The organism is Vibrio sp. TRT 1302 (genome assembly GCF_050113875.1).
Taxonomy (GTDB): domain Bacteria; phylum Pseudomonadota; class Gammaproteobacteria; order Enterobacterales; family Vibrionaceae; genus Vibrio.
Genome location: NZ_JBNJOF010000003.1, coordinates 410,701 through 425,877 on the forward strand (window position 1 = coordinate 410,701; position 15,177 = coordinate 425,877).

At 44.4% G+C, this 15,177-nt stretch carries 14 protein-coding genes; 5 read left to right on the plus strand and 9 right to left on the minus strand.

Features of this window, described 5'->3' with window-relative positions:
* Window positions 1–12: 12 nt before the first annotated feature.
* Both ACQEXP_RS06980 and ACQEXP_RS06985 read right to left on the minus strand, forming a co-directional pair.
* Window positions 13–984, minus strand: coding sequence for a ParB/RepB/Spo0J family partition protein (locus ACQEXP_RS06980; protein ID WP_269375303.1), 972 nt, complete (start codon window positions 982–984; stop codon window positions 13–15).
* Between the two features lie 7 nt (window positions 985–991).
* Window positions 992–2,209 carry a ParA family protein gene (locus tag ACQEXP_RS06985; protein WP_269375304.1) on the minus strand — a complete coding sequence of 406 codons (1,218 nt, stop codon included), beginning with the start codon at window positions 2,207–2,209 and terminating at the stop codon, window positions 992–994.
* 1,241 nt (window positions 2,210–3,450) lie between these two features.
* On the opposite strand from ACQEXP_RS06985, the gene ACQEXP_RS06990 reads away from it, so the two are divergent.
* Window positions 3,451–5,421 (plus strand): replication initiator protein RctB domain-containing protein, encoded by a 1,971-nt coding sequence (locus ACQEXP_RS06990; protein WP_138973063.1) that lies wholly within the window; start codon window positions 3,451–3,453, stop codon window positions 5,419–5,421.
* Window positions 5,422–5,799: 378 nt separating this feature from the next.
* Here the strand turns inward: ACQEXP_RS06990 and ACQEXP_RS06995 are convergent, their stop codons facing one another.
* A complete protein-coding gene (locus ACQEXP_RS06995; protein WP_426969019.1) occupies window positions 5,800–6,273 on the minus strand; it encodes a transcriptional regulator in 474 nt (157 codons plus the stop codon).
* A 438-nt stretch (window positions 6,274–6,711) separates the two neighbouring features.
* On the opposite strand from ACQEXP_RS06995, the gene ACQEXP_RS07000 reads away from it, so the two are divergent.
* From ACQEXP_RS07000 to ACQEXP_RS07010, 3 genes are all read left to right on the plus strand, one after another.
* Window positions 6,712–6,909, plus strand: a complete 198-nt coding sequence (locus tag ACQEXP_RS07000; RefSeq protein WP_138973065.1) for a PA3496 family putative envelope integrity protein — start codon at window positions 6,712–6,714, stop codon at window positions 6,907–6,909.
* A 164-nt stretch (window positions 6,910–7,073) separates the two neighbouring features.
* The gene (locus tag ACQEXP_RS07005) at window positions 7,074–7,283 is read left to right on the plus strand and encodes a DUF3283 family protein (RefSeq protein WP_138973066.1); all 210 of its coding nucleotides are present in this window, start codon (window positions 7,074–7,076) and stop codon (window positions 7,281–7,283) included.
* 93 nt (window positions 7,284–7,376) lie between these two features.
* A complete protein-coding gene (locus ACQEXP_RS07010) occupies window positions 7,377–8,093 on the plus strand; it encodes a YebC/PmpR family DNA-binding transcriptional regulator (protein ID WP_269375306.1) in 717 nt (238 codons plus the stop codon).
* A gap of 41 nt (window positions 8,094–8,134) precedes the next feature.
* On the opposite strand, the gene ACQEXP_RS07015 is transcribed toward ACQEXP_RS07010, so the two are convergent.
* A complete protein-coding gene (locus ACQEXP_RS07015; protein ID WP_269375307.1) occupies window positions 8,135–8,371 on the minus strand; it encodes a DUF2798 domain-containing protein in 237 nt (78 codons plus the stop codon).
* 83 nt (window positions 8,372–8,454) lie between these two features.
* On the opposite strand from ACQEXP_RS07015, the gene ACQEXP_RS07020 reads away from it, so the two are divergent.
* Window positions 8,455–9,360 (plus strand): LysR family transcriptional regulator, encoded by a 906-nt coding sequence (locus ACQEXP_RS07020; protein ID WP_426969020.1) that lies wholly within the window; start codon window positions 8,455–8,457, stop codon window positions 9,358–9,360.
* 133 nt (window positions 9,361–9,493) lie between these two features.
* Here the strand turns inward: ACQEXP_RS07020 and ACQEXP_RS07025 are convergent, their stop codons facing one another.
* Genes ACQEXP_RS07025 through ACQEXP_RS07045 form a run of 5 tightly spaced genes read right to left on the minus strand, consistent with a single transcriptional unit; the run spans window position 9,494 to window position 15,174 of the window.
* Window positions 9,494–10,297 (minus strand): TrmB family transcriptional regulator, encoded by an 804-nt coding sequence (locus ACQEXP_RS07025; RefSeq protein ID WP_426969065.1) that lies wholly within the window; start codon window positions 10,295–10,297, stop codon window positions 9,494–9,496.
* Window positions 10,298–10,354: 57 nt separating this feature from the next.
* Window positions 10,355–11,314 carry an ROK family protein gene (locus tag ACQEXP_RS07030; RefSeq protein ID WP_426969021.1) on the minus strand — a complete coding sequence of 320 codons (960 nt, stop codon included), beginning with the start codon at window positions 11,312–11,314 and terminating at the stop codon, window positions 10,355–10,357.
* On the minus strand, window positions 11,268–13,037 hold the full coding sequence (locus tag ACQEXP_RS07035) for a glycoside hydrolase family 13 protein (protein ID WP_426969023.1): 1,770 nt from the start codon (window positions 13,035–13,037) through the stop codon (window positions 11,268–11,270). The genes ACQEXP_RS07030 and ACQEXP_RS07035 overlap by 47 nt, the downstream gene beginning before the upstream one ends.
* A gap of 17 nt (window positions 13,038–13,054) precedes the next feature.
* On the minus strand, window positions 13,055–13,888 hold the full coding sequence (locus ACQEXP_RS07040) for a sugar ABC transporter permease (protein WP_269375311.1): 834 nt from the start codon (window positions 13,886–13,888) through the stop codon (window positions 13,055–13,057).
* Window positions 13,888–15,174: a carbohydrate ABC transporter permease gene (locus tag ACQEXP_RS07045; protein WP_426969025.1), complete on the minus strand. Its 1,287-nt coding sequence runs from the start codon at window positions 15,172–15,174 to the stop codon at window positions 13,888–13,890. Before ACQEXP_RS07045 ends, ACQEXP_RS07040 begins: the two co-directional genes overlap by 1 nt.
* Window positions 15,175–15,177: the final 3 nt, after the last annotated feature.

The window sequence follows — 15,177 nt, forward strand, 5'->3', positions numbered from 1 at the left end:
CAAACATTGTCATCAATTCAGTTTGCTTGCAACAAGATCCAAGATCTCTTTCATCAACGCGTCATCAACTTTCTTTAAGTTGAGCGTTAAGTTGCTGCCTTTACGACTGTAACTTGCACGACCTTTTACGAGATCGGTTTTACTTACCGTCGATTTCTTACTTGGCGCAAGCTCTTCAATCCAAGCTTCAATGGTTTCAGTCACCTCTTTGGTAATACGAGCCACACCTTGAGACTGACTTCTCTGCCATACAAATCCGTCCTTAGAACGACACTTGTCTAACAGCTTACTTTGTTGACTCTGCTCCAAACCATTAAATTGTTTGTGCAGTTTCACGATAGTTGGACGACCTAGTTCCGCGACATTCGGGTATGCTTGCAGCAGTTCTAACGGTAAATCGGCGGCCTTAAGAGCACCACTGACTAACGCTTCACTGCACTGGAACATTTTTGCCAGTGCTTTCTGATCGTCTGCTTCCCCTTTTTCCAGTTTAGCGAGCATCTCCTTGCCTTTTTCATACAAGGAAAGTGGCTTGTGCGCGTTCGCAACGTCAGACAGGAACTTAGCATGTTCGGTACTGATGTTTTCGCCAACGTAAATCAGGAACTCTTGCCCAGCTAAGATACAAGACATACGACGACGACTACCATCGAGCACTTCGATTTTTCCGTCTTCGCGTTTACGTCCAACAGCAGGATATTGCTGACCACGCTCTTTAAGTGTGACTAATACATCTGATAGCGCGTGTTCATTTAAGAACGCTTGCTCACGCGCGTTTTCTGCGAAAACAACGGTCTTCTCGCTCACCTGCTCTGCGGGGATACGAACTAACTCAAACTCGACCTTCTCTTCGCCCGCAACCGACAACTCAATGATTTGAGCTTTCTCTTTCGCCGCTTGCTGCGCTTCTTGTGGAGTCGTCACATGGCGCTTATTCGCTTTACCAAATAATCTCGCGTTTAAATCTGAAGTCTTAATTGCCATTTTCTACTTACCCCTGATTTAGTGATGACCAATGACCATGAAGCACACGCTCCAGTTCTAATGCACTCTTCTGAACCGCATCTTGCGCAGTCGCTAGTGTCTTCTTACCGCCTTCAAAATCACTGGTTGTGAGATCGAACACTGTGCTGTAGGTATCAGCACACGTTTCAAATGCGCGGCTACGTGGAATCGTTGCCATCATCACCTGATCACCAAGCAAATAGTTCATCTCGGTAAGAACTGCGACTTGCTTCTTGTTGTCATCTTCGAACATGGTCGGCATCAGACGAACAAATTCTAGCCCCTGCCAATCTTCTGGGAACATTTCATAAACGGTCGGCAAATGCTGGAAAAAGTTAACGGTTGATGCCCAGTCTAGTCGTTTTGCAGCACATGGGATCAATAGAGCATTCGACGCGTACATCGCATTCCATACTAATGGATCAACATGTGGCCCTGTATCAATCATGATCACATCAAAATCGTCGGCAATTTTATCAATCAACTTTTCTTTCAAAAGCTTAACAATATCCAGTGATTGATTTTGTGATAGGTGCTGCCACGCTTCCGCGTTAAACATTGCATCTTCAGGGAACGCCGAAACCGTTTTTAAGTTAGGATACTGAGTCGGTAACAACACGTTTTTGTGTAAGAACTCATTGTCGACTTCTACCCCCTCAGGCACGTTATCAAGCATGATATCGACCGCTGAGTAAATGTTGTCATGATCAGTCAGGCTAATCTGTGGATTTAAAAACAGACGCAGTGAACCCTGTGGATCTAAATCGATAAGACAAATACGGTAGCGCTTGTCTAAGTTAAGCGCCAAACAAGCGGCTAGATGAACCGCAGTCATTGACTTACCGGTACCACCCTTCTGGTTCTGAACATTAATGATCCACGGTTTATTTTCGTTGTTTTTCTTACGTTCATGAAACTTCGGAATCCCAGCCGCATCCATCAACATATGAGCTTCTTGCAAAGAAATAGAGTAATGGTTGGCGTTGTTCTTTGTGAATTGGTGACCAGACTCTTCCAACTTGCTGATAGCATCATCAAGCTTGCGGCGAGTTAAACCCGAGCGAGTTTCCATCAATGCTTTTGACATTGGTGGGAAATGCTCATCGCTACGCTCTTCCAACACAATTTCTATACGATCAGCTTGAACCTGAGCGGTTTTCTCAGCTAGCTGTATGAGATTCTCAATCGTATGTTCTCGTTTCATTTGCCAAATTCCGTTATTAGTGACTGAAAATTATTGTACAGCATTTAGAGCAATAAACAATAAAAAGGTGAACGTGCAATTATGGATATTAATCACATTAAATAGAAATATGACATTCTATTTAATGCCAATCAGCAAAAATAGGTCAATTTGTTGTCAATTTTTGTCTCTATACGACATCACAAACCAATGCAGATTTAAAGTGTTACAGCATCACTTATTTACAATGTAAAAATGTAGGCACTAAAACACAGATGAAATTCACTCGGAACGATTAAGATCGCTGTCTAATTTACGGTAGGTGCAATTTTGACTTTCAAAGTGATAACAAACGAGAAACTTTCATTAGGGAGTGGGCGGCAGATATAAGGAGCAAACAATTCGCTAGACGAGTTCCGTTTCGGAACAATGATCAAGGAGTATCTGGTGATCATGCTTTCAGGATAATTTCCCTATCTAGGAACCATGATCAAGGCGTAGAGTTGCTAAAAGCATGATCGACATTTTTGATAAACGATTGATCTAAGATCGGAACAATGATCAAGTAGTAGGAGCCTTCGGAAGCATGTAAATTTGTCACCAATTTACGGGCAAATGCAGATGGACTAAGACTTGGGCTTATATAACGAGGTGAAAATTGGAATATTGACCGACAACTCGATAATTGGACGAACTCGCCTTCATTTCATGATCATGCTTTCGGAACCCTATTTACTCATAATCCAATGTGGATAAGATAGTAAACATGTAGCTCGACTTTCAATATTGGCGTTAAAGTGTTCAATTTAACGATTTTAAGATTGTTCCCTTGATCATCGTTTCGCTAAATTGGACAATTATTAGCACTCGATGAGTAAAGGCAAATGTCTTTGTTTACTTCAGCTTGTGGATAAGGTGTGCAATTATGATGATCATGCTTTCATCAATGCATTGATCATTTATTCGATGCTGTGATGATCATCGTTCTAAGCATTTTTGATCATGCTTTCAAATACTTAATGATCATGCTTTCGTTATTTACATGATCATGCTTTCAGCCGACAAAAAAAATAGTTCTTATAACACAGTCACTTACAAGCAAATTCTCGCCCAGATCAATAGATCATATAATCAATTAAGATCATATTAATCAAAAAGATCAGTTATTTAAGAGCAACAAGTTTTTCTTTATTTATGATCTTTTTTTCTTTATTCTTTCGGAACTATAGCGATATTACGGCTAGTGTGACACGGATCTAATAATGAGCTCAGAAGAAAAACTACTGATCAAAGCGCCAAGAAGCCACAAAGATGGGCACCTATTTGAAGTGTCAGAAGTCGCGGTTAACTGGATTGAACAATACCAACACTTTAAAGGCGTTACGAAAAGTATCGTTGAACTTCTTAACTTAATCTCTTTACGAGGCTTTAGCAGTAAAGATGGTTTAGTCTCGACTACTGAGCTTATCGATGCCACAGACGGACAAGTCACGCGCGCCGCAATTCAGCAACGCCTCCGTGCAGCAGTCAATATCGGCTTATTCCAACAAGTTCCAGTTCGGTTCGAAGAAGGACTAGCTGGTAAAACGATGCTGCACCGCTTTGTTAATCCAAACCAATTGATCTCCGTACTTGGCGCCACAAGTCTAGTGACTGAATCCGTTAAGCTGAGCGAAAAGCAGAAAAGATCAAAAGCATTGGCTCAAACGCAAGTCAACAAACGCTTGCTCAATGAGCATGGTTTGAATACGCCACCAGCAATGAAAGATGAAGCGGATCAGTTCGTTGTTTCTCCTACTAACTGGGCTGGCATTATTGACCAGGCGCTAGCGCCACCACGCACGCGAAAAAGTTACCAAAAGAGCATGGTGTCGATCTCTGGTACACGTGCTGTGATCGAAACACGATCTTCTAAGAGCATCATGACAGTTGATGATCTGATGACTTTGTTTGCACTTTTCACGTTAACCGTGCAATACCATGAGCACCATCAACATCAATACCAGCTAGATGGCACTCATGTACCGAATAAAACGCCGTTGTACATCACCGATATTCTCTCATTACGTGGCAAGAAAGATAGCGGACCGGCACGCGACTCAATTCGCGATAGTATTGATCGTATCGAGTTTACCGACTTTCAGCTACATGAGCTTACAGGTCGATGGCTAAGCGAGAACATGCCAGAAGGCTTTAAGAGCGATCGTTTCAGATTTTTGGCCCGTACCATCACTGCATCGGAAGAAGCGCCTACAGAGGGCGCTGACGGCGAAATACGCATTAAACCGAACCTATACATTCTTGTTTGGGAACCGTCGTTCTACGAAGAGCTACTTACTCGCGATTATTTTTTCTTGTTCCCGCCTGAGATTCTTAAGCAGCACACGCTGGTTTTCCAGTTGTACAGCTATTTCCGAAGCCGTATGTCACGTCGTCATTCTGACGTGATGCTATTGAGCGAGTTAAATCAAAAACTGGCGCGTAACATTGAGTGGCGTCGCTTCTCAATGGATCTGATCCGCGAACTTAAAAAACTGTCAAAAGAGAAGGGCAGTGACGAGCTATTTGTCGTCAACCTTTGGGGTTATCATCTGACGATCTCGGCGATGATCGACAACGACAAAGTCAAAGATTATCAGTTCGATATTAAATGTGATGCTGAAGAAGTGCTCCGCTACTCTCGTGCTCGCACGACGAATGCTGGCAAACGGAATATGGCGCCAACGCTGCCGAACCCTCTGCGCAATGAGATGGTGTCTAAACAGCAGCTCGAAGAGATGTCGCAGATTATTGATGGTGAGTTCGAGCCTATCCAGCGTAAAGAGCGTGCACCACGAGGAAAACTTGGTCGTCGCGTGAAGCAACGCAAGCACTTGGTAGAGATCAATGCTGATGAAATTACCATTACTCTATCTAAATACACCTCATCAGAGGCCCTAGAACGCTCTATAACCGCTTTAGCGGCGATGACAGGGCATTCCCATAGCTCAATCCAAGAAGAGTGTCTGGAGCTGATTGACAAGCTTGATTTCTTACGCGTAGGTGAACAAGCCGTTCCATACGAAACATTGAGTAAGATGGTCGAGCTCTACAACAGCCAGAGCGAGAACAAGCATTTATCGATAGAGCGATTAATTGCTGGATTGGCTGTGCGCAGAAAAGTGTGTAAGCAAGTCTTCGAAGGTCATCTAGATGAAACCGTATTTAGAGCCTTGGATGAAGTCGCCGTTTGAACCGACGACCATCAATGAAAACGATCAAGCCAGCAGATTTCTGCTGGCTTTTTCGTGTTTTCTTACCATCAAAAACACCTTGTTACACTCTACTAATATTAAGACAAAGCTACTACATTCCTCTGACAGAGCACTGACAATGTCGCTCTTCGAGTTGGATAATATTTATCCCGAATAGACAACCTTTTGTCCTTTCTGATGAATGAGGGATAGGATTATCCCTGATAGATTGGCTCATATTGTTACATTCATTCTGAATATTTTGCGAGTTCTCTGGACTCGCTTTTTTTTTGCCTGAATTTCCACTGCGGCACCTTGAGTTACGGATCAATGATCATGATTCTCCTTGATCATTGATCCGAGTTTTTTTCCTCAATCCTAATGAAACGATGATTTACCTTGATCATAGTTCCGATCTTCATTCCATTGCTGCTGTGCCATAAAGCGAACATGGTTTTCGATCAACTGGTGTGATTCTATTTGCCAGCGTGGACTTACCTGGTGTGCACAGAACTCAAGACTGACCACGACCAGATTTTGCATTCTTTTCATACACCAGTCTTTAAGCTCAAGTTCACTTTGATAGTGGACGACGACTTGCTGAAACTTACTGTAAGCAAATTGTAGGTACTGATAGGCTTTATCGGGTGAACGATCTCGTTCTTGTTGGAAAAGGCGTAAGCATCCGTCGAGCCAGCACGCGATGGCTTTACTTTGCTGCACGGAAATGAACGGTCCCCAGATTTGATCGGGTGGAGATAGGATCAGGGATTCTAGCTGGTTACCTTGATCATGCTTTCGATTTTGATACCAGTATTCGATCTGCGTCAGCCAGTTCTCCAATGGGTTCATCGCGTTTTCACCTAATCATTTGCCGTGAAATCTCTTGGTGTGATTAGTTTGGTTCATGATGAGGTTATTTGGCAAATCACCACCGAGGTACACTCGATGCGAAAACAGACGTCAACGTCCCAATACCAATAGATGGAGAGCAGTCATTGAGCGGTGTCGAGTGCAAAAGATTTGGAGTGCGGTTTTTGTAAGCAGTCGGAGGCGAAGGTTGGGTGCATGGGCAGTAAAAAATGAGACCGAGATCGCCCAACTTTCTTTAGGGGTAATCCTTTAAATGTACTGTGAGACTTTTGGTGGAGCAAAAACTATTTATCGAATTAACAGTAAGAATTTAGGAACTATTAGCATAATCACATTCTGAAGCTAAAATTCTTAACAAGGGGTGAGAGGTTTTGCTACAGATTAGCTGTCCCTTGCATGGTTTGTTCGGAGGTTATTATGTCCATTAATTCTATTGACCATGATGAAATGAGTAAAATTGCTGACAAGTGGGACTTCACGGAAGAAGTTGAGTCACAGAAGCCTGTGAAGGGCGTTAAATCCGCAGAAGCTCGTCGTCGTATTGAAGCATTAAGAGAGATTCGAGAAAGCGGTTTAACAATCGAAGAAGCTAAAGAGCTTGGCATCTTGCACTAGTCAGAAACACTATCACGAATACTTAAGGGGGGCGTAGGAAAGCCACCCTTTATTTTTTCACTAATTTTTGAGCGATTCCTCTCGCGATAGTGCGATTCCCTCTCTACATTCGCTGTTGGTGTGGTATATTCCCACTCCATATTTTTACAGATTTGAGCTTTAGTATGTCGATCAACCTGTCTAACCTCTCGGCTAGCGAAAAAAACAAGATAGAGCTTGATAAGCAAGCATCGTTTTTGGTTTGGAAACTCCGTGAAGCTAAAGCTGGTCCAGATGAAATCGACCAGACAGCAGCAAAGATCACTGATGACGAAGAACAAGCCTCATTTTTAGAGTCTGTAGCCAAATATAAACGAGTAATGGGTGTGGCATAATCCACTCATTCCCTCAGCAAGTGTCAGAAATTGAAAAGCTCACACGTTTTGCTAAAATCCTTCGCAATAAATTGAACTAGAGAGAACATCCCGATGGGAAGAAGTTTTGAAGTGCGCAAAGCCTCAATGGCAAAAACTGCAGGCGCAAAAATTAAAGTTTATTCCAAATACGGTAAAGAAATTTACATGTGCGCGAAAAACGGTGGCGGAGATCCAGACATGAACTTGTCTCTGAAACACCTAATCGCAAAAGCGAAGAAAGACCAAGTTCCTGCACACGTTATCGATAAAGCGATCGACAAAGCGAATGGTGGTGGCGGTGAAGATTACGCTCCAGCTCGTTACGAAGGCTTTGGCCCTGGCGGCACTAGCGTAATCGTTGACTGTCTGACAGACAACGGCAACCGTACTTTCCAAGATGTTCGCCAATGTTTCGTTAAAACAGGTGCTAAGATCGGCGTTGAAGGTTCTGTTTCTCACATGTTTGATCACCAAGCTGTATTCCAGTTCAAAGGCGATGACGATGAAGTTATTCTTGAAACGCTAATGATGGAAGACGTAGACGTGACTGACGTTGAGCTTGAAGACGGTGTAATCACGGTATTCGCTCCTCATACAGAGTTCTTTAAGACTAAGACGGCGCTTAACAGTGCATTCCCTGATCTAACAATTGATGTCGAAGAGATCACTTTCGTTCCTCAAACTCACACTCCAGTAGCGGGTGAAGATGCTGAGAAATTCCAGAAGTTCCTTGACCTTCTAGACGATTGTGATGATGTTCAGCAGGTTTACCACAACGCTGAACTGTAATCTTTACTGTTGAAAAAACCGAGCCTTAGTGCTCGGTTTTTTTATGCCTGAGAGGCGGATGTTTGACCCGTGAGCCAACTAGAAAGTCTACGTATTTGTGGTAAGACAGTCAGGTTGAGCGTTAACGCCACTGGCCACGCAATAATAAAACTATCGAGCCATATCGCAGGCCATTGGTGATTGAATCCGAGTTTATACCCAGAAAGTAGTCCTGACATAATGACCGCCATTGTCAGCGACGATAATAGCGCCGAAACCCAAAATTGTTTGCGATTCATAATTTATGCTCCTGTGCTTGTTGTTTTGCTGTAAATAAGGATATAACTATCCAATAGTGAAAAATATAAGCAGGTTTAGAAGTATGAATTCCATATTTGGAAATATTGATGATCTCTATCTGTTTTGCAGTGTGGTTGAGCAAGGCTCGTTGCTCGGTGCTTCCAAGACTTTACATATCCCCGTCTCGACCATGTCACGCCGTTTATCAGCGCTTGAACAGCGATTAGGGATGCGTTTACTAGAGAAGAAGGGCAGGGAGCTGGTTGCGACACAAAGTGGCTTAGAAGCCTTTGAGTTGCTTCGTAGCGGTATGGAGTCGATCGAAAGTGGCTTTAGCCAGATGCTGAGTGAAACTCAAGAAGTCTCTGGAACGATTAAACTGGCCATTCCGCACAATTTCTATCGTGCTTTTGTTGGCGAAGTCGTCGAACAGTTTTTGGTTGATTACCCTAAGGTGATGTTAGATCTGGTGCTCAGTCAGGAGCAGGCCGTCCCCCAAACGGATCGCGATCTCCTCATCACTTTCGATTTAGCGGATATGGATGACATGATCGCTAGGCCTTTGTTTACGGCTCATCATGGCTTTTTCGCTAGTCCAGAATATTTGGCGAAAGTAGGACGAGTGGAAAGCCTCAGTCAGCTAAACCAACTGAATTGGGTCAGTGTTGATCATGTCGTGGATATATCAGTCTACCAGCAGCAGAGTTTGGTCGATGTTCTACACATCAAGCCCAAGCTGATCGTAAATGACATACTCGCGGTATGCGGTGCAGTGGAAAAAGGGTTAGGTGTTGCCTCGCTGCCGTTTCGACATGTTCACGAGGGGATGAATATGGTGCGAGTGTTGCCTCAATACCAGCGCAGTGCTAGGCAAGCGTACTTAGTCTATAAACAGCGACGCTATCAGCCCAAGGCATTGACTCTGTTGGTCGAACGGTTAATGAGTGGGGGGGAGAAAATGCAGCACCCTGAACGTTTTACAGTGTAAAGCGTGCGATGCAGAAGATAGGAAATTCGGCATTCAATTCAGAAAGATGCCGTCCGAAAGATAAAAGTAGGGGGTGAACATTCACCCCCACATCGTCGAAAACCTCTCGCAATCGAGAAGTGTTTATTCCGGTTTATTGTGTTTGACGCTTCATATCGTCGTGAACCATGGCGTTATCCAGCTCATGAATCGTTCCGATACGAACTCGTTTCTCTGGTGCGAGCTTTTCGTATTCAGTGAGGTAAATATCACTATGGATGTGCTCAGCAATCATTTTTACTAATAGGCGATTATTGGTGTACAAACCTACTGTTTCTTCGCGATGAGAGAACATCAAACCTTGCTTCATATCTGCCACGATCATAAAGCGGTGTGAAGGATACTCAGTTTCTTCATTGTTAGAGCGAGCGTAGAGCTCAATGCTAGGGTGGGGGATCGCAATGCGGTTGAACGAAAAAGCGATAATACGCACACCACGTTCGGCGGCTTCGATTAATTCCGCTGAGAATCTAGGATCGAGCTGGAAATCCGTATTTAGGTATATTTCTACCTGTGCCATTTCTATCACTTCTTTGGCTTTTTGAACCAAATTGTCGATACCTGTGACGTTGTAAACAAACTCCTTTTCCTCAGTGAGCATCATGCGAGACAGCTCTTTTTTGAGAATATGGATATTTTCTACCGTGTTTTTCTCGATTTGGTTGAAGATCAGTTCTGGCGATTTAGCTTCATACTCTTTGGTGTCTCCATCCGACATAAAAATGTACCCATTTTTGTATAGGTTATCGATGGATGAGTAGACGGAAGAGCGAGATAAAGAGATATCTTTTGCGATCTTGTAACCACTGGCACAACCGTTTTTGAGTAGGTTGATATAAACCAAGGAGTCCGTTTTTGTAAAACCAAAATTCATCAACTTATCAACCAAGTCTGACACGGTTTGCCCTCTAAAATTATTCAATATTGTGTTCCATTTTGGCTAGATTATCATTGGTTAAGCTCGGAGCCTAACTTGACGTGCAATGAGTTGCTGTTTTGTTTGAACTGCTCCACGAGCAATAAAAAAATCCTCATAGGGCAGCGCCAGAATTGTAGGGAGTGGCGAAATGCCACAATAGCGACTCAAAGCGACTTTGAGGTCACTAGAGATTGAAGAGTAACGGGAGACACTACCAAGCAATAGCAAGGTTCTTGGTAGATGGCTCTCAATATGGGGATTGAGAGCGCGTGCTAACTGATCAATGTAGCGTCGATATGTTCGCGCCGCGATAGGATCGCCCTGTTCTAAAGCACCGAGGATATCTTTGACTCCCGCACGCTTGAGCAGAATTTGTTCGTATTGGCGCTCTAAGCCAGATACCGATAAAAACTGTTCGATACAGGCCTCACTTGAGCATCGACAGGCAGTGACAAGACCATCTAAAACAAAGTCATATTCTGGTAGCGGCATATGCGCCCATGGGATAGGGCGAAGCGTGCGTTTGGAAATGCCTCTGCGAGTTCTGGTTGCACAATACAGTTCACACTCGTTATCAACGATGGCACACAGCACTTCACCCAGTTTAATTTTCGTTAATACTTCAGGTGAGCATTGCAGCCCTGCCTGAACAAAGTCGGTGACAGTACAAGGGATTCGATATCTTTGCTCGATCAGAGTTTCTAATGCTAGATGATGTTGCGTAAGCCAAAAATGCATCTCATCTGTGACGGCAAGACCAATAGAAGTGAATGAACTGTATGCCCATTGAAAATTATCTATCAGTTGAAACACCTGCTGTTTCAATTCTTGCGCGGTCTGAATGAGGTTTTGTTGACTGGAATACAAGGTATTCAGTTGCCCATCGAGCACCGTTGCTTTGAGTTGAGTTCTGTCTATCGAGATCCCTAGATACATGCTCAGTCCTCGCTTAATCGTGCCAATATCCGTAAGCAGGTAGATTGATGCTGGTACCATCAAGTGCTACGGTTACTTCAGTATCGCTATTGTTAAGTAAGAAGCGTCTTGAGCCTCGGTGATAACCGACGACGGAAGGATGGTCTATGTCGAGCCAGTGAATATATGGCAGATTAAAGTTGTCATCACTTTGTCTCAGTTCAATCAAGTGCTGAATGAACGATCGGAAATCGAGCTCAGTTTGATCTGGAGACCAGTTCATACAGCGACGATTGTCTTCAAGCCCCATGCCTTTGCGCCCTTCCATAGCCACTTCACCACCATAGTAAATGCATGGTGCGCCGGCTTGCGTGAACATAAACAGGTAGGCCAGTTTCGCTCGACGCAGATCGTTACCACAAAGGCTAACGAGGCGAGTGGTGTCATGGCTTTCAAGCAAGTTGAACATTGCTTCGTTGACATTCCGCGGGTAGGCAAGATAAGCCCCCGTTACGGTTTCCATAAATTGCTGCTTGCTATGAACATCAAGCGCGAAATAGTCGGTAACCGCCTGAGTCATTGGGTAGTTCATCAGTGAATCGTACTGATCACCGCGCAGCCAAGGCATCCCTTCATGCCAAATCTCACCGAGAATGTAGCAATCGGGTTTGACTTCTTTGACGACATTGCGAAACTCTCGCCAAAACTGATGATCGACCTCATTTGCGACATCGAGTCGCCAGCCATCAATATCAAACTCTTCTACCCAGTAGCGAGCCACATTGAGTAAGTACTCGCGGCAGGGTTGATGCTCTGTGTTGAGTTTTGGCATCTCAAGTACATTGCCGAACGTTTCGTAATTAAAGTTCCAGCAATCCCATTGTGACTTATCGGTGTCGGGATACACTGGGAACCTGTTGATCCAGAACCACTCTGCATACTGAGAGTTCTCACCATTTTTGACCACATCGAGCCAAAATGGATGTTGATCACCGATGTGATTGAAAACGGCATCGAGCATCACTTTCATGCCTCGATTATGCGCTTCCTGAACCAGAGTTCTAAAGGCATCATTGCCGCCAAAATGTGGGTCGACATTGAAATAATCCACGGTATCGTATTTGTGGCTAGTGGTGGCAGTGAAAATTGGGCACAAGTAGAGTCCGTTAATCCCTAATTCTTGAAGATAGTCGAGATGCTCTATCACGCCCCAAAGATCGCCGCCCATAAAATTGCGGGAGGTCGGTACGCTGCCCCAAGGCTCTGCATTTTTAGGGCTGATTTCAGGTCTGCCATTGGCGAATCGTTCAGGAAAAATTTGATACCAGACAGTGGATTTAATCCAGTCCGGCGTGACCAAAACGTCTTTAGGATTGATGTAAGGAAAGCAGAAGAAATTGCTCAAATTACTGAGCTCTCGTTCCTCCGCCGATTTGCTGTCTAGGTCAACAGTACGCTTCTCTCCAAACAGTATTTTTTCCCCATCTTTGCCATAGAGTATGAATCCATAGCGGCTACGACGTTTTGGTGGCGTGAATTCTGCAAACCAGTGGTCATGGTGTTCTGTCACCCCTTCGAGCTGCATAGGCACTTCGTTACCACCAACCCAGCCGTGGGCATCGCTCCCTCCTAGGTTGCCACCATCTAACCCGCCTTCTGCCCATCGATACGGGTCGCCTATCCATAAGCAAACGCGCTCCACTTCACCTTTGGCGCATTTGAGCCTGAGATGCAAAGTCTGCTCGTCGTAGGCATAGCTATCAGCACTTTTGACGGTATGAGTGAGTGAGCTTCGAGTAATCATAATTATTGGTCCTGTTATTATTCTTTTACTGCACCACTCACTAAGCCTGTGGTGATGTGTTTTTGAGTTGCGACAAAAAGTAGAGTGATTGGCACCGCAACAAGCAGTGAACCCGCCGCAAATAGAGTGAAATTTTCCGCAGAATTAGAGGTGATCCAACTGAAGATACCGATCGCCAAAGTCATCTTCTCTTCACTGCGTAAAATGAGTGTCGGCAGAATGAAATCCATCCATGGCCCGGTAAAGGACACCAGTGCTACAAACACCAGAATGGGTCTCGCCAGTGGCAAGATGATTTCGATGAAAATGGTCATATGACCTGCGCCGTCAATCTTTGCTGCCTCGTCGAGTGAGGTAGGAATCGCATCAAAGTAGCCTTTGACCAACCAAGTCATGAATGGCAACGAGCCCGCGACATAAACAAACAGCAACCCTGCGTAGGTGTCGATCAGGTTGAGTTTTGATAGCAAGATGTAAATTGCTGTCATTGACAAAAAGGCAGGGAACATCTGTAAGACCAAAACCCCCATCAGCACATTGCGTTTACCTTTGAAGCGATAGCGTGAGAATACGTATGCGGTCATAGTCACAACGACCAGCGATATCAGCATGTTGGCAGTAGCCAGTGCAAAGGTGTTGAGATACCACTGTAGATATGGGGTGTCCTGAAACAGCGCCACATAATGCTCTAGTGAGAAGCTCCAACCTGAAAATGAGGAACTGAACATATTGCTGCCAGGTTTAAATGACGCCAATACCGTCCAAATTACCGGCCCCAACACCAATAAAGCGTTGATAAGTAGGAACAGATAGACCACGCCAGTGGCCAATTTTTGCAAAAGAAACTTCATTACTTCATCCCCACATCATCGCTAAACGATGACATCCGTCTGAACTGCCAGATCGCGATGACTGACAAGAACAAGAAAATAATTATCGAGATCACAGAGGCGATTTGGTATTGCTGGAAGTCGAGAGTTAACTTGTAAATCCAAGTGATCAAAATGTCGGTGTGTCCTGCAAATCGATATTCTGGGTTGATCGGGCCACCTTCGGTCAAGAGGAAGATTGCACCAAAGTTATTGAAGTTATGGGCAAAAGTCATCACTAAGGAAGGCGCTACTTGGTGCAAAACCATAGGCAAGGTGATTTCCTTGAACTGCTGGAACTTATTCGCACCATCCACTTCACTGGCTTCATAAAGATCTTGCGGGATATTGGTTAGCGCACCGGAAATAAGAAGCATGAAGTAGGGAGCTCCCACCCAGACGCTGACCGCAATCACGGTTACTTTTGCCATCCATGGGTCGGATAGGAATGCCACCGAGTCAAAACCCCAGCTATTGAGTGTCGCGTTTACGGGCCCAACTCCGTTCAAGAGCAGGCGGAACATCAGCAAAGTAACAAATGCAGGGATGGCATAAGGCAAAATAAAGACAAAACGCCAAGCCTTCTTCGCTCTTATGTTTTTGTTGGATAACGCCAGGGCGAGTAAAAAGCCAAAACCGCAAGTACAGATGGTCGCTAAAATCGCCCACATCACCGTCCAAGTAGCCACGCCAAGAAAGGTGTTTGACCAAATCTTCAGTTCAAACAGAGAGATAAAGTTTTTTAGTCCAACCCAATCGACGAGATTTCGTGGTGGGATATGGTGTGGTGCCGAATAGTTAGTGAACGAAACCAATACCGTAATAACAATGGGCATAATGATAAATGCGATACTGGTCAACATCGCAGGTGAAAGCACCAGCAAGGCAAACTGCCGATCGTAAATGGCCTTGATCTGTTCAGTCGCAGAAAGCTGGCACGGCTGGCATGAGTTAGCGTCATTGATATTCAGTGCATACAGGCACAGGAAGATAAACACAGCGATCAGTGCGATGACACCTTCCACCAGCAAAAATACCGAGTGATCACCTTGAATAATGGTAAAGCCTTCACGAGTTTGGGCGACATCTCCCAAAGTCACTAGCTGTTTTAACGCCAAGCTAAGCTCTGGAATACTGACGACAAAAAGCACTTGAATAATTAGCCAAACCAGCCCTTTAACCCAATGGCCCTGACGCATTTGCGTCAGGCCCATGATGACAGTGGAAGCGTTGAATACAGAAGGTATTCGAGTTTGAGACAACAACATCCC